This window comes from Synechococcus sp. KORDI-52, from assembly GCF_000737595.1.
GTDB lineage: Bacteria > Cyanobacteriota > Cyanobacteriia > PCC-6307 > Cyanobiaceae > Parasynechococcus.
This window is the reverse complement of the sequence record NZ_CP006271.1, coordinates 594,643-616,584: the sequence shown is the minus strand read 5'-3', so window position 1 is coordinate 616,584 and position 21,942 is coordinate 594,643. Positions and strand designations below refer to the sequence as shown.

At 60.6% G+C, this 21,942-nt stretch carries 21 protein-coding genes; 12 read left to right on the top strand and 9 right to left on the bottom strand.

The annotated features are described in order from the left end of the window. Positions 1–10 precede the first annotated feature (10 nt). Both gcvH and KR52_RS03120 read right to left on the bottom strand, forming a co-directional pair. The gene (gene gcvH, locus KR52_RS03125; protein WP_038552347.1) at positions 11–400 is read right to left on the bottom strand and encodes a glycine cleavage system protein GcvH; all 390 of its coding nucleotides are present in this window, start codon (positions 398–400) and stop codon (positions 11–13) included. A gap of 10 nt (positions 401–410) precedes the next feature. Continuing rightward, positions 411–1,703 carry a methionine gamma-lyase family protein gene (locus tag KR52_RS03120; protein WP_038552344.1) on the bottom strand — a complete coding sequence of 431 codons (1,293 nt, stop codon included), beginning with the start codon at positions 1,701–1,703 and terminating at the stop codon, positions 411–413. 201 nt (positions 1,704–1,904) lie between these two features. Between KR52_RS03120 and KR52_RS03115 the strand changes: the two genes are divergently transcribed. The 7 genes from KR52_RS03115 to KR52_RS03085 all read left to right on the top strand — a co-directional run bounded on the left by KR52_RS03115 (position 1,905) and on the right by KR52_RS03085 (position 8,548). Then, positions 1,905–2,762 carry an acyl-CoA desaturase gene (locus KR52_RS03115; protein WP_371257702.1) on the top strand — a complete coding sequence of 286 codons (858 nt, stop codon included), beginning with the start codon at positions 1,905–1,907 and terminating at the stop codon, positions 2,760–2,762. Between the two features lie 78 nt (positions 2,763–2,840). After that, entirely contained in the window at positions 2,841–3,299 is a 459-nt protein-coding gene (gene rplI / locus KR52_RS03110) for a 50S ribosomal protein L9 (protein WP_038552340.1), read from the top strand. Positions 3,300–3,370: 71 nt separating this feature from the next. After that, entirely contained in the window at positions 3,371–4,777 is a 1,407-nt protein-coding gene (gene dnaB, locus KR52_RS03105; protein WP_038552338.1) for a replicative DNA helicase, read from the top strand. Between the two features lie 21 nt (positions 4,778–4,798). Beyond that, positions 4,799–6,730: a tRNA uridine-5-carboxymethylaminomethyl(34) synthesis enzyme MnmG gene (gene mnmG / locus KR52_RS03100; protein WP_038552335.1), complete on the top strand. Its 1,932-nt coding sequence runs from the start codon at positions 4,799–4,801 to the stop codon at positions 6,728–6,730. A 16-nt stretch (positions 6,731–6,746) separates the two neighbouring features. Further along, the gene (locus KR52_RS03095; protein WP_253912438.1) at positions 6,747–7,424 is read left to right on the top strand and encodes a pilus assembly protein PilZ; all 678 of its coding nucleotides are present in this window, start codon (positions 6,747–6,749) and stop codon (positions 7,422–7,424) included. Continuing rightward, complete coding sequence (locus KR52_RS03090; RefSeq protein ID WP_173402237.1) at positions 7,421–8,020, top strand: chorismate lyase; 600 nt, start codon at positions 7,421–7,423, stop codon at positions 8,018–8,020. The genes KR52_RS03095 and KR52_RS03090 overlap by 4 nt, the downstream gene beginning before the upstream one ends. Before the next feature lie 90 nt (positions 8,021–8,110). Continuing rightward, positions 8,111–8,548, top strand: coding sequence for a hypothetical protein (locus tag KR52_RS03085; protein ID WP_038552330.1), 438 nt, complete (start codon positions 8,111–8,113; stop codon positions 8,546–8,548). Here KR52_RS03085 and KR52_RS03080 read toward each other — a convergent pair. Next, complete coding sequence (locus KR52_RS03080; RefSeq protein WP_038552327.1) at positions 8,545–9,078, bottom strand: hypothetical protein; 534 nt, start codon at positions 9,076–9,078, stop codon at positions 8,545–8,547. The genes KR52_RS03085 and KR52_RS03080 overlap by 4 nt on opposite strands. Positions 9,079–9,183: 105 nt before the next feature. Then, entirely contained in the window at positions 9,184–9,759 is a 576-nt protein-coding gene (locus KR52_RS03075; protein ID WP_038552324.1) for a SprT family zinc-dependent metalloprotease, read from the bottom strand. 44 nt (positions 9,760–9,803) lie between these two features. Between KR52_RS03075 and KR52_RS03070 the strand changes: the two genes are divergently transcribed. Genes KR52_RS03070 through KR52_RS03060 form a run of 3 tightly spaced genes read left to right on the top strand, consistent with a single transcriptional unit; the run spans position 9,804 to position 12,434 of the window. Further along, complete coding sequence (locus tag KR52_RS03070; RefSeq protein WP_038552322.1) at positions 9,804–10,223, top strand: hypothetical protein; 420 nt, start codon at positions 9,804–9,806, stop codon at positions 10,221–10,223. After that, the gene (gene ligA, locus KR52_RS03065; RefSeq protein ID WP_038552319.1) at positions 10,216–12,258 is read left to right on the top strand and encodes an NAD-dependent DNA ligase LigA; all 2,043 of its coding nucleotides are present in this window, start codon (positions 10,216–10,218) and stop codon (positions 12,256–12,258) included. Before KR52_RS03070 ends, ligA begins: the two co-directional genes overlap by 8 nt. Next, positions 12,255–12,434, top strand: coding sequence for a hypothetical protein (locus KR52_RS03060; protein WP_038552316.1), 180 nt, complete (start codon positions 12,255–12,257; stop codon positions 12,432–12,434). Before ligA ends, KR52_RS03060 begins: the two co-directional genes overlap by 4 nt. On the opposite strand, the gene KR52_RS03055 is transcribed toward KR52_RS03060, so the two are convergent. Beyond that, complete coding sequence (locus KR52_RS03055) at positions 12,404–13,024, bottom strand: TVP38/TMEM64 family protein (protein ID WP_038552314.1); 621 nt, start codon at positions 13,022–13,024, stop codon at positions 12,404–12,406. The genes KR52_RS03060 and KR52_RS03055 overlap by 31 nt on opposite strands. Positions 13,025–13,164: 140 nt before the next feature. Here KR52_RS03055 and KR52_RS03050 point away from each other — a divergent pair, with 140 nt between their 5' ends. Beyond that, complete coding sequence (locus KR52_RS03050) at positions 13,165–14,061, top strand: phosphate/phosphite/phosphonate ABC transporter substrate-binding protein (protein WP_216725534.1); 897 nt, start codon at positions 13,165–13,167, stop codon at positions 14,059–14,061. Beyond that, the gene (locus KR52_RS03045) at positions 14,058–16,439 is read left to right on the top strand and encodes a bifunctional diguanylate cyclase/phosphodiesterase (RefSeq protein ID WP_084221932.1); all 2,382 of its coding nucleotides are present in this window, start codon (positions 14,058–14,060) and stop codon (positions 16,437–16,439) included. Before KR52_RS03050 ends, KR52_RS03045 begins: the two co-directional genes overlap by 4 nt. A 192-nt stretch (positions 16,440–16,631) precedes the next feature. On the opposite strand, the gene KR52_RS03040 is transcribed toward KR52_RS03045, so the two are convergent. From KR52_RS03040 to KR52_RS03025, 4 genes are read right to left on the bottom strand one after another with little or no spacing between them, the layout of a single operon-like run. Then, positions 16,632–17,420 (bottom strand): ABC transporter permease, encoded by a 789-nt coding sequence (locus KR52_RS03040; RefSeq protein ID WP_038552306.1) that lies wholly within the window; start codon positions 17,418–17,420, stop codon positions 16,632–16,634. Beyond that, entirely contained in the window at positions 17,420–18,217 is a 798-nt protein-coding gene (locus KR52_RS03035; protein ID WP_038552303.1) for an ABC-2 family transporter protein, read from the bottom strand. The genes KR52_RS03040 and KR52_RS03035 overlap by 1 nt, the downstream gene beginning before the upstream one ends. Then, positions 18,217–19,191: an ATP-binding cassette domain-containing protein gene (locus tag KR52_RS03030; RefSeq protein WP_038552301.1), complete on the bottom strand. Its 975-nt coding sequence runs from the start codon at positions 19,189–19,191 to the stop codon at positions 18,217–18,219. Before KR52_RS03030 ends, KR52_RS03035 begins: the two co-directional genes overlap by 1 nt. A gap of 4 nt (positions 19,192–19,195) precedes the next feature. Beyond that, positions 19,196–21,940: a valine--tRNA ligase gene (locus KR52_RS03025; protein ID WP_038556770.1), complete on the bottom strand. Its 2,745-nt coding sequence runs from the start codon at positions 21,938–21,940 to the stop codon at positions 19,196–19,198. Positions 21,941–21,942: the final 2 nt, after the last annotated feature.

Here is a 21,942-nt window from a genome sequence, read left to right as displayed (position 1 = left end):
GCCATTGATGTCAGCCGGCGTTGACCTTGGCGCCGTAGGCCTCCGCGGTCATCAGGCTGTCGAGCTCGGAGAGATCCGTTGGACGCAGCACCAGCAGCCAGCCCTCGCCATGGGGGTCGTTCTGAAGCTCCTCCGGACTGGCCAGCACTGCCTCATTGCGTTGCACCACCTCGCCAGCCATGGGCGCGTACATATCTTCGACAGCCTTCACCGATTCCACCGATCCAAAGCTGGTGCCCTTCGCCAGGCTGGTGCCCACCTCCGGCAGGTCCACGAAGACAATGTCGCCCAGCTGATCAACGGCGAAAGCACTGATGCCAACCCGCACCAGCTCACCATCAGCATTGGCGTACTCGTGGCTGTCGGCGAAGCGAAAAGAGTCGGGGAACGCGAACGCCATCGACACAATTTCAGGTTGTACCAGTTTGCGGGAGATTGATCAGTCCTGCCGCGTCCAGGTCACACAACGCACGGCACAGGGCCAAGCGGATGTGGGATCGATGGGTGCCTCCCTGCACATAAAGGTTGAACGGGTCCCTCAGCGGCGCATCGGCCGAAAATTCACTTGTCGAGCCGTCGATGAACGTTCCCCCGGCCATCACCAGATCCGAGGCATAGCCGGGCATCGAGGCAGGCACCGGATCGAGGTAGGCCCCGATCGGTGACATCGCCTGGAAAGCACGGCACACCACTTTGAGGGCGTCCGGACTGCCCAGCTGTACCGCCTGAATCAAATCGCTGCGTACGGCCCCGGGCACTGGATTCACGGGGAAGCCCAGCCGCTCAAACACCCCTGCCACCAGATCCGCGCCGATCAAGGCCTCCGACACCATCTGCGGTGCCAGAAACAGCCCCTGCAGCACCAATCGCTGCAGATCAAATCCCGTGCCGCCCTTACTACCGATCCCCGGGGCTGTAAGCCGGCAGCAGGCCTGCTCCACCAGATCCCTGCGGCCGGCGATGTAACCACCGGTGGGGGCGATGGTGCCGCCAAGGTTCTTGATCAAGGATCCAGCGATGAGATCCGCCCCGACGGCCGTCGGCTCCTGATCCTGCACCAACTCGCCGTAGCAGTTGTCCACGAAGACAACACAGTCAGGCTGGCAAGCATGGATGCGCTCACACAGCTCCGCGATCTGATCGATCATGACCGATGGACGCCAGCTGTAGCCACAACTTCGCTGGATCAGCACCATCCGGCAGGGTTGCTCCAGGGCCTGGCTCAACGCCACCACGTCCACCAACCCGTCCGGCTGCAGGTCAATTTCGTCGTAGGCAACCCCAAACTCCGCCAGGGAGCCCTGGCCCCTTCCACGGAGACCGATCACCTCCTCGAGGGTGTCGTAGGGACGTCCGGTGATGGACAACAAACGATCACCGGGCCGCAGCACCCCGAACAGCGCTGCGGCAATGGCATGGGTGCCGCTGACAAATTGCAGGCGCACCGCCGCAGCTTCGGCCCCCAGCACCCGGGCAAACACCCGATCCACCACCTCACGCCCCTGATCCCCGTGGCCGTAGCCAGTGAGCGAGGCAAAGTGCTGGGTTCCGACGCGCTCCGCCGCCAGGGCCTCCAACACGCGTTGCAAGCGTTGCCCCACCGCCGCCGTCCTCGCTGAAGCGAGATCTGCCTGATTCAGCGCTACCGCGTCGATCAGATCATCTGCGAACGCACTGACCACCACTTGTCTGACGGATGTCATGCCGTCCTAAACCCTGGCCAACACCAGCATTCAAAACCTGGGAAGCCGCTGCGATGCGGCAACTCCTTTAGATTTCTGTCACTAACGGCACCATCCGCTCCCTGGTTTTCCTGTCTGAGCGGCCTTGTCAAACCCAGGAGAATCCGTTTGGTTTCCTCGCAAACAGCTGATACCCGTGAGCTTCGGCAGCGGGCCGCGGTGATGGCACCGCGCGACCCCCTGCCAGCGCGTCAGCGCAAACTCAAAATGGGAACCACCAGTTTCATGCTGGTGATGCACGTGCTCGCCACTGTGGCGCTGCTGCCGCGCTTCTGGAGCTGGCAGGGCGTTGTGGCCTTCGGCGTTCTCTATTGGATGACGGTGCTAGGCGTCACCCTGGGCCTGCACCGTCTGGTGGCGCACCGAAGCCTGGTGGTGCCGGTGTGGGTTGAGCGCATCCTGGTGCTGATGGGCACCCTGGCCTGCCAGAGCGGTCCGATCGAATGGGTCGGACTCCACCGCCATCACCATCGTTTTTCCGACCAGCCGATTGATCACCACGACGCTGGTCGAGGTTTGTGGTGGAGTCACAGCGAATGGATGCTGCATGACATCCCTGCCCTGAAGGAACTCGACCGCTACGCCGGTGACCTGCAGTGCGATCCTTTTTATCGCTGGCTTGACCGGTGGTTCCTGCTTCTGCAAATCCCCCTCGGGTTGGGGCTTTACTGGTTCGGTGAAGCTGCTCAGGTCCACGGTGGTGGCCTTGGACTTGTGCTGTGGGCCATCCCTCTTCGCCTTGTGGTCGTGTACCACGTGACCTGGCTGGTCAATTCAGCCACCCACGCCTTCGGCTACCGAAATTTCGACTGCCCGGATCTGTCCCGTAACTGTTGGTGGGTGGCGCTGCTTTCGTTCGGAGAAGGCTGGCACAACAATCACCACGCCCATCCGGCAAGTGCCCGCCATGGACTGCGCTGGTTTGAATTCGATCTCACCTGGCAACATGTGCGACTGCTCAAGCGCCTTGGACTGGCCAGCCGAATCCGCACAGCCCGCTACGTCCCCGGCGCCTCCTGAGGCTCCAGACAAGCTTCGACAACAGGCCACGTCGTAACGTGGTCGATCGCACCCGTCTCCAACCTTCGTTCCGGTCCCATGCCTAAGCGTGTACAAGTCGTACTGAATGAGGACGTCCTCAGCCTCGGCAAGGACGGCGACCTGGTGGAGGTGGCTCCGGGTTACGCCCGTAATTTCCTCCTACCCTTCGGCAAGGCTGTGCCCCTCACCCCTGCGGTGATGAAGCAGGTTGAGCACCGCCGGGCCAAGGAAGCTGAACGCCAGGCAGCGCTGAAACAGCAAGCCCTTGACTTCAAAACAGCTCTCTCCACCATTGGACGCTTCACCGTGAAGAAGCAGACCGGTGAAGACAACGTGCTGTTCGGGACCGTGACGAATGGTGATGTGGCCGAGGCCATCGAAGCAGCCACCAAGAAGGACATCGATCGCCGCGACATCGTGGTGCCTGAAATCCACCGCACCGGCAAATACACCGTTTCGGTCAAGCTGCACAGCGAAGTTACCGCTGAAATCAACCTGGAAGTGGTCAGCTACTGATCCCTGTCAAATGACACTCAAATGGCTCATCCGAGCCAGAGTGTGATCCCTTTGCTTCGCGCCCTGCCGCCATGGTGAGCGTCCCCCTGCCAGAGAACAACGATGGGGGACGCCGTGGATTTGGCAAAGGCCGTCGAGATGACGAGCCCAATTTCGAGGCTCTGCCTGATTCGCTTCCGCCCCAGAACCTGGAGGCCGAGGAAGCTGTCCTGGGTGGCATTCTTTTGGATCCCGATGCTATCGGTCGTGTCGCCGATGTTCTGCAGCCGGAAGCGTTTTATCTGAACGCCCACCGGGAGATCTTCCGCACCGCCCTGATGCTGCATGGTCAGGGCAAACCGACGGATCTCACCGCCATGAGCGCCTGGCTGGCCGACACCGGCGCCTTGGAGAAGGTGGGAGGCAACAGCCGATTGGTGGAGCTGGTGGAGCGGGTTCCGTCCACCGCCTCAATCGAGCAGGTGGCCAGACTGGTGATGGACAAGTTCCTCCGACGCCAGCTGATCCGCTCCGGCAACGAAGTGATCCAGCTGGGCTTTGACCAGACCCTGCCCATGGAGCAGGTGCTGGACCAGGCGGAACAGAAGATCTTTGCCATCAGCCAGGAGAAACCCTCCAAAGGCCTCACCCCCACGGCCGAGATCCTCACCCAGACATTTGAGGAGATCGAAAGTCGCTCGCTGGGCACCTCGGTGGCCGGCATCCCCGTGAACTTCTACGACCTGGATGCGATGACCCAGGGTCTGCAACGCAGCGACCTGATCATCGTGGCCGGCCGGCCGGCCATGGGCAAAACCTCGATCGTGCTGAACCTGGCCAAGAACGTGGCGCAGCTGCACGACCTGCCGGTGTGCCTGTTCTCCCTGGAGATGAGCAAAGAACAGCTCACCTACCGCCTGCTCTCGATGGAGGTGGGCATTGAAGCGGGGCGGCTGCGCACTGGACGTTTGCAACAGGAGGAATGGCCGCTGCTGGGCCAGGGCATCAACAGCCTGGGGCAACTGCCGATCTTCATTGACGACAAACCCAACTCCGGCGTGCTGGAGATGCGCTCACTGTGCCGTCGGCTGATGGCGGAACAGGGCAAGGAGCTGGGGTTGGTGATGATCGACTATCTGCAGTTGATGGAAGGCTCGGGCTCCGACAATCGCGTGCAGGAGTTGTCGCGCATCACCCGGGGCCTGAAGCAGATGGCCCGGGAACTGAACGTGCCGGTGATTGCCCTTTCGCAGTTGAGCCGCGGCGTGGAAGCACGCACCAACAAGCGCCCCATGCTGAGCGACCTGCGGGAATCGGGCTCGATCGAACAGGACGCCGATCTGGTGTTGATGATCTACCGCGATGAGTACTACAACCCGGAAACCCCCGACCGCGGCATCACCGAAGTGATCGTGACCAAGCACCGCAACGGCCCTGTGGGCACGGTGAAGCTGCTGTTCGAGCCCCAGTTCACCCGCTTCCGCAACCTGGCGGCCTGAACCAACTCAGATAATGAAGCCATGAGCTTCTCCGCAGCCCCCACCGAATCCTTCGACGTGATCGTGGTCGGCGGCGGCCACGCCGGTTGTGAAGCGGCGATCACTGCCGCAAGGCTGGGACTCAACACCGCCTTGTTCAGCCTCAATCTCGATCGAATCGCCTGGCAGCCCTGCAACCCTGCCGTCGGCGGCCCGGCCAAAAGCCAGCTCGTCCATGAAGTGGATGCCCTCGGTGGCGTGATCGGACGCCTGGCCGATGCCACCGCCATCCAGAAGCGCATCCTCAACGCCAGCCGCGGCCCGGCCGTCTGGGCCCTGCGCGCCCAAACCGACAAGCGGTTGTATTCCAGGCAGATGCTGCAACTGCTCCAGCACACCCCCAACCTCGCCCTGCGCGAAGCCATGGTGACCGGGCTGGAAACCAGCGGTGAAGGCGATCAGCAACGCATCAGCGGAATCCGCACCTATTTCGGCAGCGTCTATGGCGCTGACGCTGTGATCCTCACCGCCGGCACCTTCCTTGGAGGCCGCATCTGGGTGGGGCATCAATCGATGGCCGCTGGCCGCGCTGGCGAACAGGCCGCCGAAGGCCTCACCGAAGCGCTGCAGCACCTCGGCTTCCAGACCGACAGGCTCAAAACCGGCACCCCTGCCCGGGTGGACCGCCGCAGCATCGCCCTCGATCAACTGGAGGAGCAGCCCAGCGATGCGGCGGACCGCTTCTTCTCCTTTGACCCGGCTGCATGGGTGAGCGGTGAGCAGATGAGCTGCCACATCACCCGCACCACAGCCGAAACCCATCAGCTGATTCGCGACAACCTGCACCTCACCGCCATCTACGGCGGTGTGATCGACAGCAAAGGGCCCCGCTACTGCCCCTCCATCGAAGACAAGATCGTTCGCTTCGCAGACAAGGACAGTCACCAGATCTTCCTGGAGCCGGAGGGGCGTGACACGCCGGAGATCTATGTGCAGGGTTTCTCCACCGGCCTGCCGGAACCGATCCAACTGCAACTGCTGCGCAGCTTGCCGGGCCTGAAGCAAGCGGTGATGCTGCGGCCGGCCTATTCGGTGGATTACGACTACCTGCCCGCCACCCAGCTCAAGCCATCCCTGGAAACCAAGCTGGTGCGCGGTTTGTTCAGCGCCGGCCAGCTCAATGGCACCACAGGCTACGAGGAAGCTGCCGCCCAGGGCCTGGTGGCCGGCGTCAACGCCGCTCGCATGGTCGGCGGCCAGGAGCCGGTGTACTTCCCCCGCGAAGGCAGCTACATCGGCACGATGATCGACGATCTTGTGAGTAAAGACCTGCGCGAGCCCTACCGCGTGCTCACCAGCCGCAGCGAATACCGTCTGATCCTGCGAGGTGACAACGCCGACCGCCGGCTGACGCCCCTGGGCCGTGAGCTCGGCCTGATTGATGACCGCCGCTGGCAGCTGTTCGAAGACAAACTCCAAGCCCTGGAGAGCGAAAAGCAACGGCTGGAAACTGTGCGGCTCAAGGTGAGCGATCCGGTGGCTCCGGCGGTGGAGCAGGAAACCGGTGCAGCGATCAAGGGCTCCATCACGTTGGCCGACCTTCTGCGCCGACCGGGCATGCACGCCGCCGATTTGGTGCGCCATGGCCTGGCCGATGCCGACCTGGCTCTACCGGTGCGCGAAGGGGCTGAGATCGACATCAAATACAGCGGCTATCTACAGCGACAGCAACAGCAGATCGATCAAGTGAAACGCCAGAGCCAGCGAAAGCTGCCTGACAATCTGAACTACACGGATATCGGCACCCTCTCGAACGAAGCCCGCGAAAAGCTCACGGCGATTCAACCCACCACCCTGGGTCAGGCCAGCCGAATCCCCGGCGTCAGCAAGGCCGACATCACAGCCCTGCTGATGTGGCTGGAACTGCAGAACAGGCAACACCAACCCCTCGCCCCGACCGCAGAAGCTCGATAACTTTGGTGCCCTGTAAGTGCCTGCAGTGTCAGCCCGGGTTCCCACCTCACATGCTTACTGGAATCTGCGTGCCGAGCAGGTGATGGACCAGGTGTTTGAGCGTGAGACGGCCACGCCCCCCGCCCAGCCACACCTGGTGCCAGTGGATGTTGATGTGCATGAGCCAGCCGCGGCGGTCCCGGACCGTCGCTCTGCCGCCCCCTGGCTGCTGCCACTCATGAGTGGCGTCGCCCTCGCCGGGGTGATCTGCAGCGGATGGGTGGTGAACAGCCTGCAACGCTCTCGCCTGGACCTGGAACGACAGCAAAACGTTGCCCTGATCGAACGGCTGCGCGACCAACTCACGGCCCAGGAGGCCCGCTCCAAAGAAAGGGCGACACCTGTGGACGCTGCAGTGGCGATCCAGAGCCTGGAGCCCCTGACCCTGCCAATCCAGCAGCCGTTGCCAGTTGAGTCCCAAACCAGCGATCAAACCCCGGCTCCAATCGAGAGCACTCCTAAACTCAACGGCATTGTGCAGGGCCCCGGTGGAACCAGCTCAGCCATCTTTCAGCTGGGGCAGGGATCGGTGTCCGCCGGCATCGGCGATGCCATCGGCAGCAGCGGCTGGACCCTCACCGCCGTCACCGACAGCGGTGCCGTGATCAGCCGCAACGGCCTGAGCCAAACCCTCTCGGTGGGAGGGCTCTTCTGAACCCAAACCCGCAACTTCATCCATCACCGCGCCAGCTCTGGCAAGCCCCGACCGCGGCGGTGCTCTCGGCGGAGGGGCCTCGCCAACTCCCCGGCCCCTGGAGGCTGATGCTGCTGGGGGATGGCAGCCCGACTCGCCACCTGCGCCTGCTCACCGGTTCACCGGTGGCCGTGGATCTGATCGCCATGGAGGCCGACCCAGTCGACCATCCCGGGGCACCCGAGGAAGTGAAGGAACTGATGGCCCCCCTGCTGCGCCGCCAGGTGTGGCTGACCTGCGGCGGTACTCCGCTGGCCTGGGCCGAAAGCTGGTGGAACCAAGCCGAAGCGGATTGGCATTTGCGAGACCGCAACCAACCGATCTGGAAAAGCCTCACTGAAGGGCGTTCTGAGCTGTTCCGCGAAGTGGATGGCCTGGCGCTGGTGGAAGGGGAGTGGCTCGACCAGACCTTTGGCCATCGCGGCCCCTACTGGAGCCGCCACTACCGCTTCTTCCGCCAGGGCAAGGCCCTCACCGTGATTCGCGAAGTGTTCAGCCCGCAACTCGAAACCTGGCTTGGGCCCACGCTGCGCCAGGAATTTCAACAAAATTCATGAACAATCCTGCGGGTTTGTTGGGATTTGCTCTTGACAACTTGCCTTTAGTTGTGCTGTCAGGAAGATGTGAGCACTTCGGGTCACCGTGTCATGGCTGCCACCACCTCCTGGCTCAGCCTCACCGACCTCGGTCGGATCTACGGCATTTCGGCAATTCACTGCGGCAAAACCCTTGAGCATCAAGGCTGGCGTGACCGTCGCGGACGCCCCACCCAGAGCGCCCTCGACGCCAATGCCGCCATGCAGACCGGCCCCCATGGCCAGGGACGCACCGTGCTCTGGAACCGCTCCGTCTGCAGCCAGCTGCTGGAAAAAAAGGGGTATGAACCCATGAGCCGCAGCCTCCAAGTGGAGCAGTGGACCCAACTGCTGGAAGCCCTCCAGGTGGGATCTCCCTCCATCACGGCCACGGCCGACCAGATGGCGGAAGAGATGCCCGGAGAGCTGCTCGACGATGTGAACCACCAGCTGGCTGAACGAGGCTGCCGCTACCGGGTCAGCCCGCGCTCACTTCACGCCAGCCGTTAATCGGCCCGGCGGCGGCTGGACCGCGGCAAGGCCCGTCGATAGCCCGCTGGATTGGGGGCGGCTTCGGGCTCCGGACGGGCTGCCGGCTGGCCCGAGCGTGACCAGCGCTGCACCCGGAAGCTGTCGTCCTCCGGCCACTCCCCTGGATCGGAATTGAACTCCTGAGCCACAGTCGGCGTGGCTGTTGGCGCTGGAACCTGAGCTGAGGCTCCGCGTCGCCTACGGCGGGAGATCGCCTCAAGGGGGCGCCGGGCAGAGCGCATCGAACGCGCAGGCTCTGGGCGGCCACGGCCAGCCTCTTGCCAAGGCTCCTGCCAGTCGTCGTCCTCTTCCAGCAGCCACTCCACTTTTTCGCCAACCCAGCGGCCCACCGAATCGAGATCCAAACCGGAGCGCCGCTGCCCGGGGCGTTGTCCAGGACGACGACCGGACACTCCATCCACAAGTTGACGTCCAGTTTCCAAGAACTGGTCGAGACGGCGATCCCGCTGATCACGGAACCGATCCAACCGGTCGAAATGCTCCTCCATCCCCTGACGTTACCGACGGCGGCGGCGTAACCACTGTTCCCGCCGCAATCCCAGCAACACAATCACCACACCGCCGCACTCCAGAGACAGCCAGAACACCTCCATCTAGCCCTCCGCCTCCACGTACCTGAGCACGCAGCTGGCATCCCAGCGGCCGTGAAAGTGCTCAATGCAACAGAAGCGGCAGGCAGCATTGCGCGTTCGCCGCCGGCAGGGGGTACTACGGCCGCAACGGGGACAGACCGCCAGCCAACGCGGCGTTCTGGGCGGCACCGGATAGCTGTGGCGAATGCTCACCTGAAACCGGCTCTGAGCCGCATTGATGGCAGCCATCCGAGCTCGGAACAGCGGCCCGTGGCTTTCGCGGCGACGCTGCACCAGATCCACCCAGGCATGGATCATCTCGTGGCAGAGCGTGCTTTCCGTGGCGCTCTGCGGCAACGGCTCGAGCACCGGACGCGACAGCACGATCTCGCTGCCCCGGCCCTCACCCACCCCGGGACCCCGGCGGTAGAACCCCGCCGTGCGGCTCATCCGTCCATCGCTCCAACGCACCGCCGTCAACGGCTGACCCCCATCCACCAAAGCGCCGCCGAAATGCTCCCGGTTGAGGCGATGAAACAACGGCAGCAGGGGCTGCAAAGGCACAGAACGGGGGGAGGAGATCCGAATCAGCGCCATCTTGCCGTGGTCAGTCAGACTCGGCCCTGCTTTGAGAGCTGGTGATGGAACTGGGACTAGTGCGTGACATCGGCAGCAAAGCTCTGCTGGCCGGGGGAGCCACCCTGCTGGGGTACTGGATCTACAACGCCGTGAAGCTGGTGCTCGACGCCCGCGGCATCAACCCCCTGATCAAGCAGTTCTTCACCCAGGTGGCTGCCGGCCGCATCGATGCCGCTTATCTGCTCACCACCAAGGCTTACCGGCAGCACGTGAGCCGCCAGCAGTTCATCCGCTTCCTGGCAGGCCTCAAGCTGAACAAGTTCCGCAACCTCAAGTCCGGCCGCCCCCGCGTGCAGGAAGGCAACTTGATTCTCACCGTGAAATTGAAGTCCGAAGGCGACGAAGAGCTCCCCCTCGACTTCACCTTCACAAAGGTGGACGACAACTGGCGCATTGCCCGCATCAACCAGGTCAATGGCTGATCCGCACGAGCGGGCCGCGGAACTGCGGCAGCTGCTCAACCGTGCCGGCCACGCTTACTACGTTCTTGATGCTCCGGTGATGGAGGACGCGGTCTACGACCGCCTCTATCGCGAACTGCTCGAGCTGGAACAGAACCATCCGGACCTGCAACGGTCCGACAGTCCCACCCAGCGGGTGGGTGGAGCTCCGGCGGAGGGGTTCACCAGCGTTGAGCACCGCGTGGGCATGCTCAGCCTCGACAACGCCTTCAACCGCGACGACCTGCAGGCCTGGCACGAACGGCTGCTCAAGGTGCTGGACCGTCCCAGCAACACTCGCCTGCCCCTGGTGGGGGAACTGAAGATTGACGGCAACGCCCTCGCACTGAGCTACCGCGACGGGGTCCTGGAACGGGCCGCCACCCGGGGTGATGGCAGCCGCGGTGAAGAGATCACCGCCAATGTGCGCACGATCAGTTCCATACCGCTGCGGCTGCAGATGGAGAACCCACCGGAATGGGTGGAAGTGCGAGGAGAGGCCTTCATCCCTGATGCCACCTTCGCGGCGATCAATGCCGAACGGGAACAACGGGGCGAAGCGCTGTTCGCAAACCCCCGCAACGCCTGCGCCGGAACCCTGCGCCAACTGGATCCGAAAGTGGTGGCCGCCCGCCGGCTCGACTTCTTCGCCTACACCCTGCACCTGCCGGGTGGCGCCCAACCCCCCGGCCAATGGGCGGCTCTGGAATGGCTGAACTCGGCCGGTTTCCGAGTGAACCCGAACCGGGAACTCTGCGAAGACCTTACTGCCATCCAACGCTTCTGCGACCACTGGGAGCAGGGTCGCCATGACCTCCCCTATGCCACCGATGGCGTGGTGGTGAAGCTGGACGACCTGCAGCTGCAGGACGAAGCCGGCTTCACCCAGAAGGCCCCGCGCTGGGCCATCGCCCTCAAATACCCGGCCGAAGAAGCCCCCACCCGTCTGCTCCGCGTTGGTGCTCAGGTGGGCCGCACCGGTGCGATCACCCCCGTGGCCGAATTCGAAGCGGTGGCCCTGGCCGGCACCAGCGTCAGCCGCGCCACCCTCCACAACGCAGATCGGATCGCTGAACTGGATCTGCACTTGGGCGACACCATCGTGGTGCGCAAAGCCGGGGAGATCATTCCGGAAGTGGTGCGGGTGCTGCCGGAGCTGAGGCCCAGCGACGCCACCCCGGTGCAACTGCCGCAGCACTGCCCGGAATGCGGCTCCAGCCTGGTGCGGGAGGGCGATGAAGCTGCAACCCGTTGTGTGAACAGCAGCTGCCCGGCGATCCTGCGGGGTGGCCTGCGGCACTGGGTGAGCAAGGGCGCCCTGGATGTGGATGGCCTCGGCAGCAAGTTGATCGAACAGCTGGTGGACCGCGGACTGGTGGGCTCGCTGGCCGATCTTTACCGCCTGGATGCAGCCCTGCTTGCCAGCCTGGATCGGATGGGCAACAAATCGGCCACCAACCTGGTGAAGGCCCTGGAGGCCTCCAAGCAGCAGCCCTGGCACCGCCAGCTCTACGGCCTCGGCATCCGCCACATCGGTGAGGTCAACGCCAAAGCACTCGCCACCGAGTTCTTCAGCATCGACAACCTCGCGGCAGCGGCGCTGGAGGCCCCGGAGCAGATCGCCGAACTGCATGGCATCGGCCCGGAAATCAGCTCCAGCCTTGGGCAGTGGCTGCGCACTCCCGCCAACGAACAATTGCTGCAGGACTTGCAAAGCGTCGGCCTCACCCTGGAAGCCAGTGCCTCTGAGCAGAAGGCTGCCAGCCAAGCCGGAGCTGACGCCGACGGCGTGCTGCAGGGCAAGACCCTGGTGCTCACGGGCACACTCCCCAGCCTGAGCCGCAGCGACGCCAAAGCGCTGATCGAAGCGGCCGGCGGCAAGGTGAGCGGCAGCGTCAGCAAGAAAACCGACTATCTGGTGGCGGGCGAAGCCGCTGGCAGCAAACTGAGCAAAGCCGAGGGCCTTGGGGTGACGGTGCTCAGCGAAGCCGACCTCACCTCCATGCTGCAGCCATGAACCCATCGTCCCCTGTTCTGCATCGCTGGATCAAAACCGACTGCGGACGGGCCAAATTGGCTGAACTACAACAACGGCGGGGCATCGGAGCCCGGCTGCGGCTCGCCTGGTTTGTCCTGATCGCCAGCCTGCGCGACCTGCCCCATCAACCCCCGGAACCATCATCAAGGGCCTGACGGGCGGCACGACCAACCAGCCAGACCACCGCCAAGGTGGCCACGACACCCATCACACGAAGACCCCAGGTGAAGCCATCAGCCTCACCGGCAAGGACATCATTAAATCGCGCAACGTCACCGGCCAGGGCGCCGAGCCCGCAAAACAGAACCGTGCCCGGAAGAATCCCGATCAAGCCAATACTGTAATCCCGTAAGGACACAGCGCTGAGGCCATAGGCCAGATTCAGCAACGAGAAGGGAAAGGCGGGTGACAAGCGGGTCAACAGAACCAACTTCAAGCCTTCCTGATTTACAGCCTGCTCAACTGCATGAAGCTTCGGCCATTGCGTCAGCCGCTGGCGCACCCAACCCTGCAACCAGTGACGACCTAACAGGAACACCACTTCAGCCCCCAGGCAGGCAGCGAAGAAGACAACGGCGCTACCAAGCCAAGGCCCATACAAAACCCCCGCCAGCATCGAAGCCCAGACACCCGGCAGCAGCAGAGTGACCCACAAGGCATAGATCGGAATGAAAAGAAGCGCTCCAAACGGAGTGCGCAAAAGATCCAGCAGATCCACAAGCCAAGACTGAATCAGCACAATCAAACAGCCGAAGCACCACTGAAGAGAGCATTGCACCTCCCACAAAAAAAGAGAGCACAGGTGGGATAGCCCTAAAAAAAGACAACCATCCAATACTGGTCATCCCCAAACCGAGCTAGATTCCACAAAGAAGCAGTGATCAATTGAAAATAGTTCTTTCATTGATCGTTTTGCTTGCCCTTTTAAGTTGCAAGTCGAACAACTCTCAGCCGACACATGAGCAACTCTCATCCAAGACCAAAAAAGACACCTTCATCAAACAGCAGGACTGCGCTGGCAGTTCATCAACTCAAGCCCAACGACGAATATTTGCGGCAATTCCCCGATTAACGGCATCAGATATACATTCAATATATTGGCCACTTTTGACCAAAATAGGGCAACAAACAAATGTTTGCTTTGAGATCAAGCATCACAAATCGAATGTAGACTATCTAGCCGCCATTGAAGCCGAAGAAATTGATTACACTTTCATGTGCCCTTTTCAACAATCAAAGCATAATGACAAATATGAACCCATCATAAGAGACGAGAAAAGCCACATCAAGGGAATCATTGTGGCGAACAAAAGCAGCGGAATTAAACAGTTAAGCGACATAGAAAATGAAACATTTGTAGCACCTTTTGGCACCGCCTTTGGAGCATCACTGCTGAATAAGAGCTATCTCGACATCAATGGCATTGATTTACCAGTCCGCTATGTCAAAACGCATCAGAATGTATACCGAATCGTAGCCACTGATCCAAGCATCATTGGAGGCGGAGTGTTCTTGACATACCAGCGCGAAGACGAGAATCTTCGATCACAATTAACAATTATTGCCGAAACCCTGGAATTTCCAGCACACCCATTCTCAGCATCCACAAAACTTCCAAACAGTGAAGTTCAAGACATCCAACAAGCCTGGCTCAACCTAAGACAAGACGATAGGCATGCCTCAATGCTGAGGAGTGCACAACTAACTCATCCAATTCCAGCGAATTACACAAGAGACTACGCAAGCATAAAAGAGCTTAATCTGCAACAATATCTCCAATGATTCGCCATAATATAAACATCAAACAGCTATCTGTTAGATGCAAAAATTTTATCTGGAGATCAACTCCATTTACAATACCAATCGTTTGCCTTTCAATCGCCGCAATCGGATCTGATGCGTGGCTTGGACATCAATTGCAAAAAAAGCAAAAAATTGACTTTCAGAATGTAATCAATAGAATCGCAATACAACTTGAAAACCCAGTATTGCTAAAAGATTACGCGAATATCGACAATAATCTCATCAACCTTCTGCGAGAAAATCCGAGCATCACCTGCCTTGTCGTCACAGACAACAAGGGCAAGAGCTTGTCAATAGCCACTCGAACCAGTAGAGATCAAAAACCAGAGGTAATCTACAACAGGGTTCCCGCGGAATGCAGTCTTGAAGACATGCCCACCGACGTTGCAGACATTAAAAAAGAGAATTTCACAGGGCGGGCCTTGATCAGCAACCGGGATATTCAATTGGGAACACTGACTGGACATTCACTCGGAAGCGGAGACGATCGCAAAAACCTGAGAAATATTGAGTTGGTTTTGTTCAGTGCATTTGGGACAATTTTTATCCCAACTTTTGGAGCACTTGCTCTAACCAGCAGGAACCAGCTAAAACGTGAAAAAGAGAAGCTTTCAAAGATATCAAGCTTGATCGATGATCTTGAGGAAGCGCAGTTACGCACGCGCTCAGCCTTTGAAGGCACCAATGACGGATGGTGGGAGTGGGAGATCAGCAATGACCGATCGATACTCTCGCTAAAGATGAGAATGTTGCTGGAGATCTCTGCAAGCACGACGGCACTGATGCAGCAACATCAACCGAGCGAGGCAAATGAATGGTGGAAACAGTTTATAGCACCAGAGGATCACAGAAGATTTCGAAAATTTCTCAACAATGTGAGTAATCAAACTTGCAATCTAGAAACCAACTCAACCATAGGGACAGAAATTAAAGCCGTTAAAACAAGATCAAAAAAGGAATGCTTCCTAAAGATAGAAGCCGTCGTCACTGAGGCCATTAATCAAAAACCCAGCGTCGTTGCCCTTGTGGCCAATGATATTACTCGCGAGAAAGAGCAACAAAAAAGCATCCAACACCTTGCATTCCACGACACACTTACAGGCTTAATGAACCGTTCCGCTTTTGAGGAGGAAATCTCTAGATCAACGAAAGGATTGCTGCGAAAAGAGTATCGACTTGCTGTTTTCATGATCGACGTTGATAACTTTAAATTTTTAAATGACTCCCATGGCCACACCACGGGAGATCAATTCCTCATTGAATTTGCCAATCGCCTCAAGTCATGTGTGCGCCCTACTGACTTTCTCGCCCGACTTGGAGGCGATGAATTCGTTATCATCACACGCTTTCCTATGGAAGATTCATCCTTGGTGATGGAGAGGGTGAAAGCAATGGGAGAAAAATTGCTTTTACGACTTACTCATCCCTATCAACTTGAAGCATGCAGATCCAACAACACCTGCAGCATCGGAATTTGCTTGGATAGCCCCAATTCAGAATCTGCATCAACACTTTTAGATAAAGCCGATATAGCTCTGTATAAGGCCAAAGAAATCGGCCGCAACCGTTATTTCATTTACGAGAAAGGAATGGCATCGGCCATTATGTCAAAAGCAAATACGTCCGAAAAATTAAGAGACATGATTGAAACGGGAGAAACTGGATTGCTCCTACAACCGATTGTCGAACTTTCGGGTGGAAATGCTTTAAGTCATCACCCAACCGTTGTGGGACATGAAGCTCTGTTTCGATGCCCAGCACTCAAAAAGCCGATTCCCTATCTAATTGAATGCGCAGAAGAATCAGGCATTATCGGTCTGCTCACAACATCAATCCTTGACAATATCAAGAGCAAGATTAAAGAGCAAAGCCCTGGCAACAAGACCTACATATCAATCAACATCAGCCCACTTCAATTCCTGGAACCAAACTTTCCTGACACTTTCACCAGAAACCTGGAAGATCGTTCGATCAACCCTGGGTTGATCCGCATCGAAATCACAGAAACAGCACTCCTTCAGGATCTGCAAACCACGAAGACACATATGTCAAAATTAAAAGACCATGGAGTCAGCTTTTATCTTGATGACTTCGGAACGGGATATTCGTCAATCGAGCTTTTGAGGAAATTACCATTTAGCTGCCTAAAACTTGATCGCTCATACACAAAAAATTTAAACAAAGAGTCAGGGAGTGAATTGGTCAAATCAATTATCGACATGTCCAAAGCCTTCAACATGTTTCTCATCGGAGAAGGAGTTGAGACATTCGAGCAGAAACGCATTCTCGAATCATTGGGATGCGAATATGCACAGGGCTACCTCTTCAATGCAGACGGCAGCTGCCGACAAAATTAATTATCCCATTGATTTCAACCCTGAACCTCAATCGGAACGATTGAATTGGCTCGATCTATCGCATACCGCACACAAAAGCACATCCACGACAAGAGGTTCACTTGATGCCGACCCTTCAATCGCTCAGGCACGCCCCCCTTAAAGGATGGGCTGCCTCCAGTTCTTCACCGTCAATCCGCCTAGCAGGTCCTCTCAACTGGATGCTGAGGTGTATGAGCGCAGGGCAAACAACCAAAAAGTCCGCGCCGCTGCAAAAAACATCACTGCCAAGCCCAAGCCAGTCAACACCATCGGAACGGCGGCCTCGCCGAGCAACACCTGGGCAGGCACCGTGGTGAGAAACGCCACTGGCAGCACCACAGTGAACACAAGGCGCAGGGTTGGTGGATAGGCGGTGAGGGGATAACGGCCGGAGGACAACAGCGTCCGCAACACCTCGGTGGCATTCCAGGTTTTGACGAACCAGATGCTGGTGGCAGCGATCAGAAACCAGAGCGAATAGAGGATCAAGCCTCCGGCCAGCAGCATCACCAGCACGATGAAAACGGAGGACAGGCTGAACTCCACAGCGGCCTGGCGACTGCCCCAGAGCAGGAGCCCAAGCCCCAGGCAGATTTCCGGCAACCCCGCTGGGGACAGCGTACGAAGCGACAACCAGAATTGGCTGTCGATCGGCTTGAGCAGCACGAAATCCAGGGTGCCCTCGCGCACGTGGGTGACGATCGCGCCGAGGTTGGGGCGCAGCCAGGTGCTGGCCATGCCGTCGAACACCGTATAAAGCCCTTGCACCATCAGGGCCTGGGCCCAGCTCCAGCCCCCCAACGTCTGATTGGAGCCATAGAACAACGAAAGCAGAAACAGGCTGCCGCTGAGGCTCATCACAACCGCCAGCAGCTCGATCAAGACGTTGACCTGATATTCCAACTGCACCGCCACGGCTGTGCCCCAGAAGCGACACAGGGTTCGCCAGTACCGCCTCATCAGGCCCCCATGGCGCTGTAGCGCCGCACCCCGGCCCGCCAAAGCAGCAGCACAAGCGGCAACAACAGGGCAATCCAAGCCAGCTGCGCCCCGAAGCCCGCCAGCAGATCCACCGGCTGGCCCGCCAGCACCCGAGCCGGAAAGTCGATCAGATACGGAAACGGTGTCCACTGGGCCACAGCCCGCACCGCCGGAGGGAAGGCCGTGAGCGGCGCCAACAAGCCAGAGAGAAAAACAAACGGAATGAACTGGAGCCTCTCCAGGGCACTGGCCTTTTCACTCCAGAAGCACAGGGCCGCAATCAGACTCTGGAACAGGAAGGCAATGGCAAAGGCCATCCAGGTGGCGATCCAGGCCATCAGGACGCCCTCCAACGACGGCAACCAGAAGGCCTGGGGCTGCACCGCAAAGAACACCGCAGCGATCAGGGCCGCGAAGGGCAGACGGGTGAGCTGCTCACCCAGGTGAGACGCCACATAACGCCAGAGTGGGTGCAGTGGTTGCAGCAGATAGGGCGAAAGCCGGCCGAGAAGAGCGTCTTCCTCAAAGGCATAGACCACCCACACCACCGAGAACTGGCGCACCAGAAAAGCGCTGAGGAAATAGCGATCCAGGGCCACCCCATCCAGCCCCAGCCCCGAGCGCGCATCGCTGCCACTCCAGACGCTGAGCATGATGAACGGCAACACACCGGAGAGAGCCCAGAGAGCAATCTCGGCCCGGTACTCGAGCATGTGGGCGTACTGGGAGCCCAGCAGCACCCGGATGATCCGCCGGTTCAGGCCGAAGATCCGCATCAGACGCGCCCCTGGCGGAACAGGCCACCGATCAGTTCCTCAATCGGCGGATCGGTCACGTCCAGATCGCGCACTGCAAAACGATCCAGCAGCTGGGCCACCACGGCCGTGAGCTGATCGCGGGGCACCAACAGCCGCACGTCACACCCCTCCATCAACTCCAACCGTCCCAAACCAGCCAAGGCTTCAGGCGCCACCGGCGACTCCAACTCCAACCGCACCTCCCGCTCCGGCGCCAGCTGATCAGCCAGCGCCTCGAGGGGGCCGTCGTGGAACAACCGCCCCTGATGAATCAACAGCACCCGAGAGCACAACGCCGTGATGTCAGCCATGTAATGGCTGGTAAGCAGCACCGTTGCCCCCGTGCGGCGGTTGTACTCCGCCAGAAACTGACGCACCCGGGCCTGAGCATTCACATCCAACCCCAGGGTCGGTTCATCGAGGAACAGCACCTCCGGCTCGTGCAGCAGTGCCGCCAACAGCTCGGCCTTCATCCGCTGGCCCAGGGAAAGCTTGCGCACCGGCCGGGTGAGCTCCTCCCCCAGCTCCAGCAGGTCTGCCAACTCGTTGATCCGCCGCCGAGCCACGCCATCGGGGATGCCGTAGACGGCCGCATTCACCCGCAGCGAATCCATCGGCGGCAAGTCCCAGAGCAGCTGCTGCTTCTGCCCCATCACCAGGGTGATCCGGCGCAGAAAGTCCGCCTGCCGGCGCTGGGGCCGATGCCCGGCCACCTGAACCTCCCCGGCACTGGGGTGAATCAGGCCGCAGAGCATCTTGAGCGTGGTCGTTTTACCGGCGCCGTTGGCACCGAGAAAGCCCACCATCTCCCCAGGTTCAATCCGGAAGGAAACGTCCTGCACCGCGGTGACGTCCCGGGTGCAGCGGCGGATGAAATGGCGCAGGGTGCCGGCCAAGCCGGGCTGCTTCTCGGCAACCCGGTAAATCTTGCTCAGCCCCTCAACCTGAATCACCGACTCAGCTCAGATCCGCCAAGCGCTTGCGAGCCAGATCGGCCTGGGCCTGCTTCTCATCAAGGTTGGCCTGGCATTCCGCCACCACCTCCGGCGGCGCCTTGTCGGCGAAGTTGGGGTTGCCCAGCCGGCCCGCCAGGCCCTTAATCTCCTTCTCGGCCTTGGCGATGTCTTTCTCCAGGCGGCCCTTGAGCGCATCGAGATCCACAAGCCCTTCGATCGGCAGCAGCACCTGCAGCTCACCGCTCACCCCCGCCAGGGCCTTGGCCACTGGAGCCGCATCAGCCTCCGCCTCCGCCATCACCGCCACGGACTCCGCCCGGGTCAGCGCCGTGATGTCGGCCTTGCCCTTGGTGAGCACAGCCGCCAGTTCGCCGCGGCCGGTGACGAAGCGCACCGGCACCGATTGCGAGGGCTTAAGGCCCGCCACCGCCCGCAGGTTGCGCACCACACGGATGGCGCCGATCAGCTCAGCGAAGGAGGCTTCCAACGCATCATCCAGAGCACTTTCATCCAGGGCCGGCCAGGGCTGCAGGGCCAGGAAGGTGGTCTCCGGCTCGCCGGTGACGCTGTGCCAGAGCTCCTCGGTGAGGTGGGGCATCAACGGGTGCAGCATCAGATGCATCTGGCTAATCACCTTGGCCAGCACCTGCTTGGCCACCCGCTGATCAGCCAGGGCCTCGGCTGAGGGGTTCTCACCGGGGTTGAGCCGGCGCTTGCTCAGCTCCAGATACCAATCGCAGACGTCGTTCCAGGCGAACTCATAGAGCCCTTTGGCCGCTTCACCGAGGCCGTAGCTGCTGTAGCGCTCGGCCGTCTCCCGGTTCACCCGGGCCAGGCGAGAGAGGATCCAGCGGTCCGCCAGCTGCAGGGCTGCGGGGTCGGGATCCCCGAGTTGGGCCGGCGTTTCGCCGCCCAGGTTCATCAGAGCGAAACGGGTGGCGTTCCAGAGCTTGTTGGCGAAGTTGCGCGAAGCCTCCACCGTGGCGGAGGTGTCCTTCTTGCGGTCGTAATCCAGGCGGATGTCCTGACCCGCACCGGCCACCTCCCGCACCAGGGCGAAACGCAGGGCATCGGTGCCGTAGCGGTCGATCAGCAGCAGCGGATCGATGCCATTGCCGGCGCTTTTGCTCATCTTGCGGTTCTGCTCATCCCGCACCAGGCCGTGGATGTAGACGTCCTGGAAGGGCATCTCGCCGGTGAAGGCGCCGGCCATCATCGTCATCCGGGCCACCCAGAAAAAGATGATGTCGAAGCCCGTCACCAGGGTGCTGGTGGGGTACCAGCGCTGCAGGTCAGCGCTGTCAGCATCGGGCCAACCCAGGGTGGAGAAGGGCCAGAGGCCACTGGAAAACCAAGTGTCGAGCACGTCTTCGTCCTGCTCGATCTCCGCCGCCGCGCCGTACTCCGCCTTGGCCTTCTCCAAGGCTTCGGCTTCGTTGCGGGCCACCACATAGGGCGTGGTGTCGGTGTACTTGCCACCGGTCTCGCTGATCACGAACCAGGCGGGGATGCGATGGCCCCACCAGAGCTGGCGGCTGATGCACCAGTCGCGGATGTCGGTAAGCCAGTCGCGATAAACCTTCTCCCAGCGCTCGGGGATGAAGCGGGGGTCCTGCTTCTCGAGGGCCTCACGGCAGCGGGCCGCCAAAGGCTCGGTTTTGACAAACCACTGGGTGGAGAGCAGCGGCTCCACAGGCACCTTGCCGCGATCGGAATAGGGAACGCTGTGGCGGTAGTCCTCCACCTTCACCAGCAGTCCAAGCTCCTCCAGGCCAGCCACCACGGCCTTGCGGGCCTCGAAGCGATCCAGCCCCTCGAACTGGCCGGCCTCCTTGTTCATGGTGCCGTTCTTGCGCATCACCGTGATCTGGGGCAGACCGTGGCGCTGGCCGATGGCGAAATCGTTGGGGTCGTGGGCCGGCGTCACCTTGACGCAGCCGGTGCCGAACTCCTTCTCCACGTGGTCGTCGGCCACGATCGGGATCTCCCGACCCACGAACGGCAGTGTGAGGGTCTGGCCCACCAGGTGGGCGTAGCGCTCGTCGGTGGGGTTCACCGCCACCGCCGTGTCGCCCAGCATTGTTTCGGGACGGGTTGTGGCCACCTCCAGGTAGCCGTCGCCGCTGCTCAGCGGATAGCGGAAATGCCAGAGGTGGCCGTCCACCTCCTTCATCTCCACCTCCAGATCGCTCACCGCCGAACCGGAGGCGGGGCACCAGTTCACCAGGTACTCACCGCGGTAAATCAGCCCCTGCTCGTGCAGCCGCACGAAGGCCTCCTTCACCGCCTCACTCAGGCCCTCATCCAAGGTGAAGCGCTGGCGCTTCCAATCAACGGAATACCCCAACCGCCGCAGCTGGCCCACGATGCGGCCACCGCTTTCGGCCTTCCATTCCCAAGCCCGCTCCAGGAAGGCATCACGGCCGAGATCGTGGCGGGTCTTGCACTCTTCCTTCAGCTGCTTTTCGAGGATCGTCTGCACCGCAATCGAAGCGTGATCGGTGCCGGGCAGGCAGAGCACGTTTTTCCCCGCCAAGCGCTGGTAGCGCACGATCGTGTCGATCAGGGCCGTGTTGAAGGCATGGCCCATGTGCAGGCTGCCGGTGACGTTCGGCGGCGGGATCACCACCGAGAACGGCTCACCGGGGGCCTTCGGGTCGGGATGGAACGCCCCCTGCTCCTCCCAGGCCTGCTGCCAACGGGCCTCCGTGCCAACCGGGTCGTAGGTCTTCGCCAGTTCGGGCACGG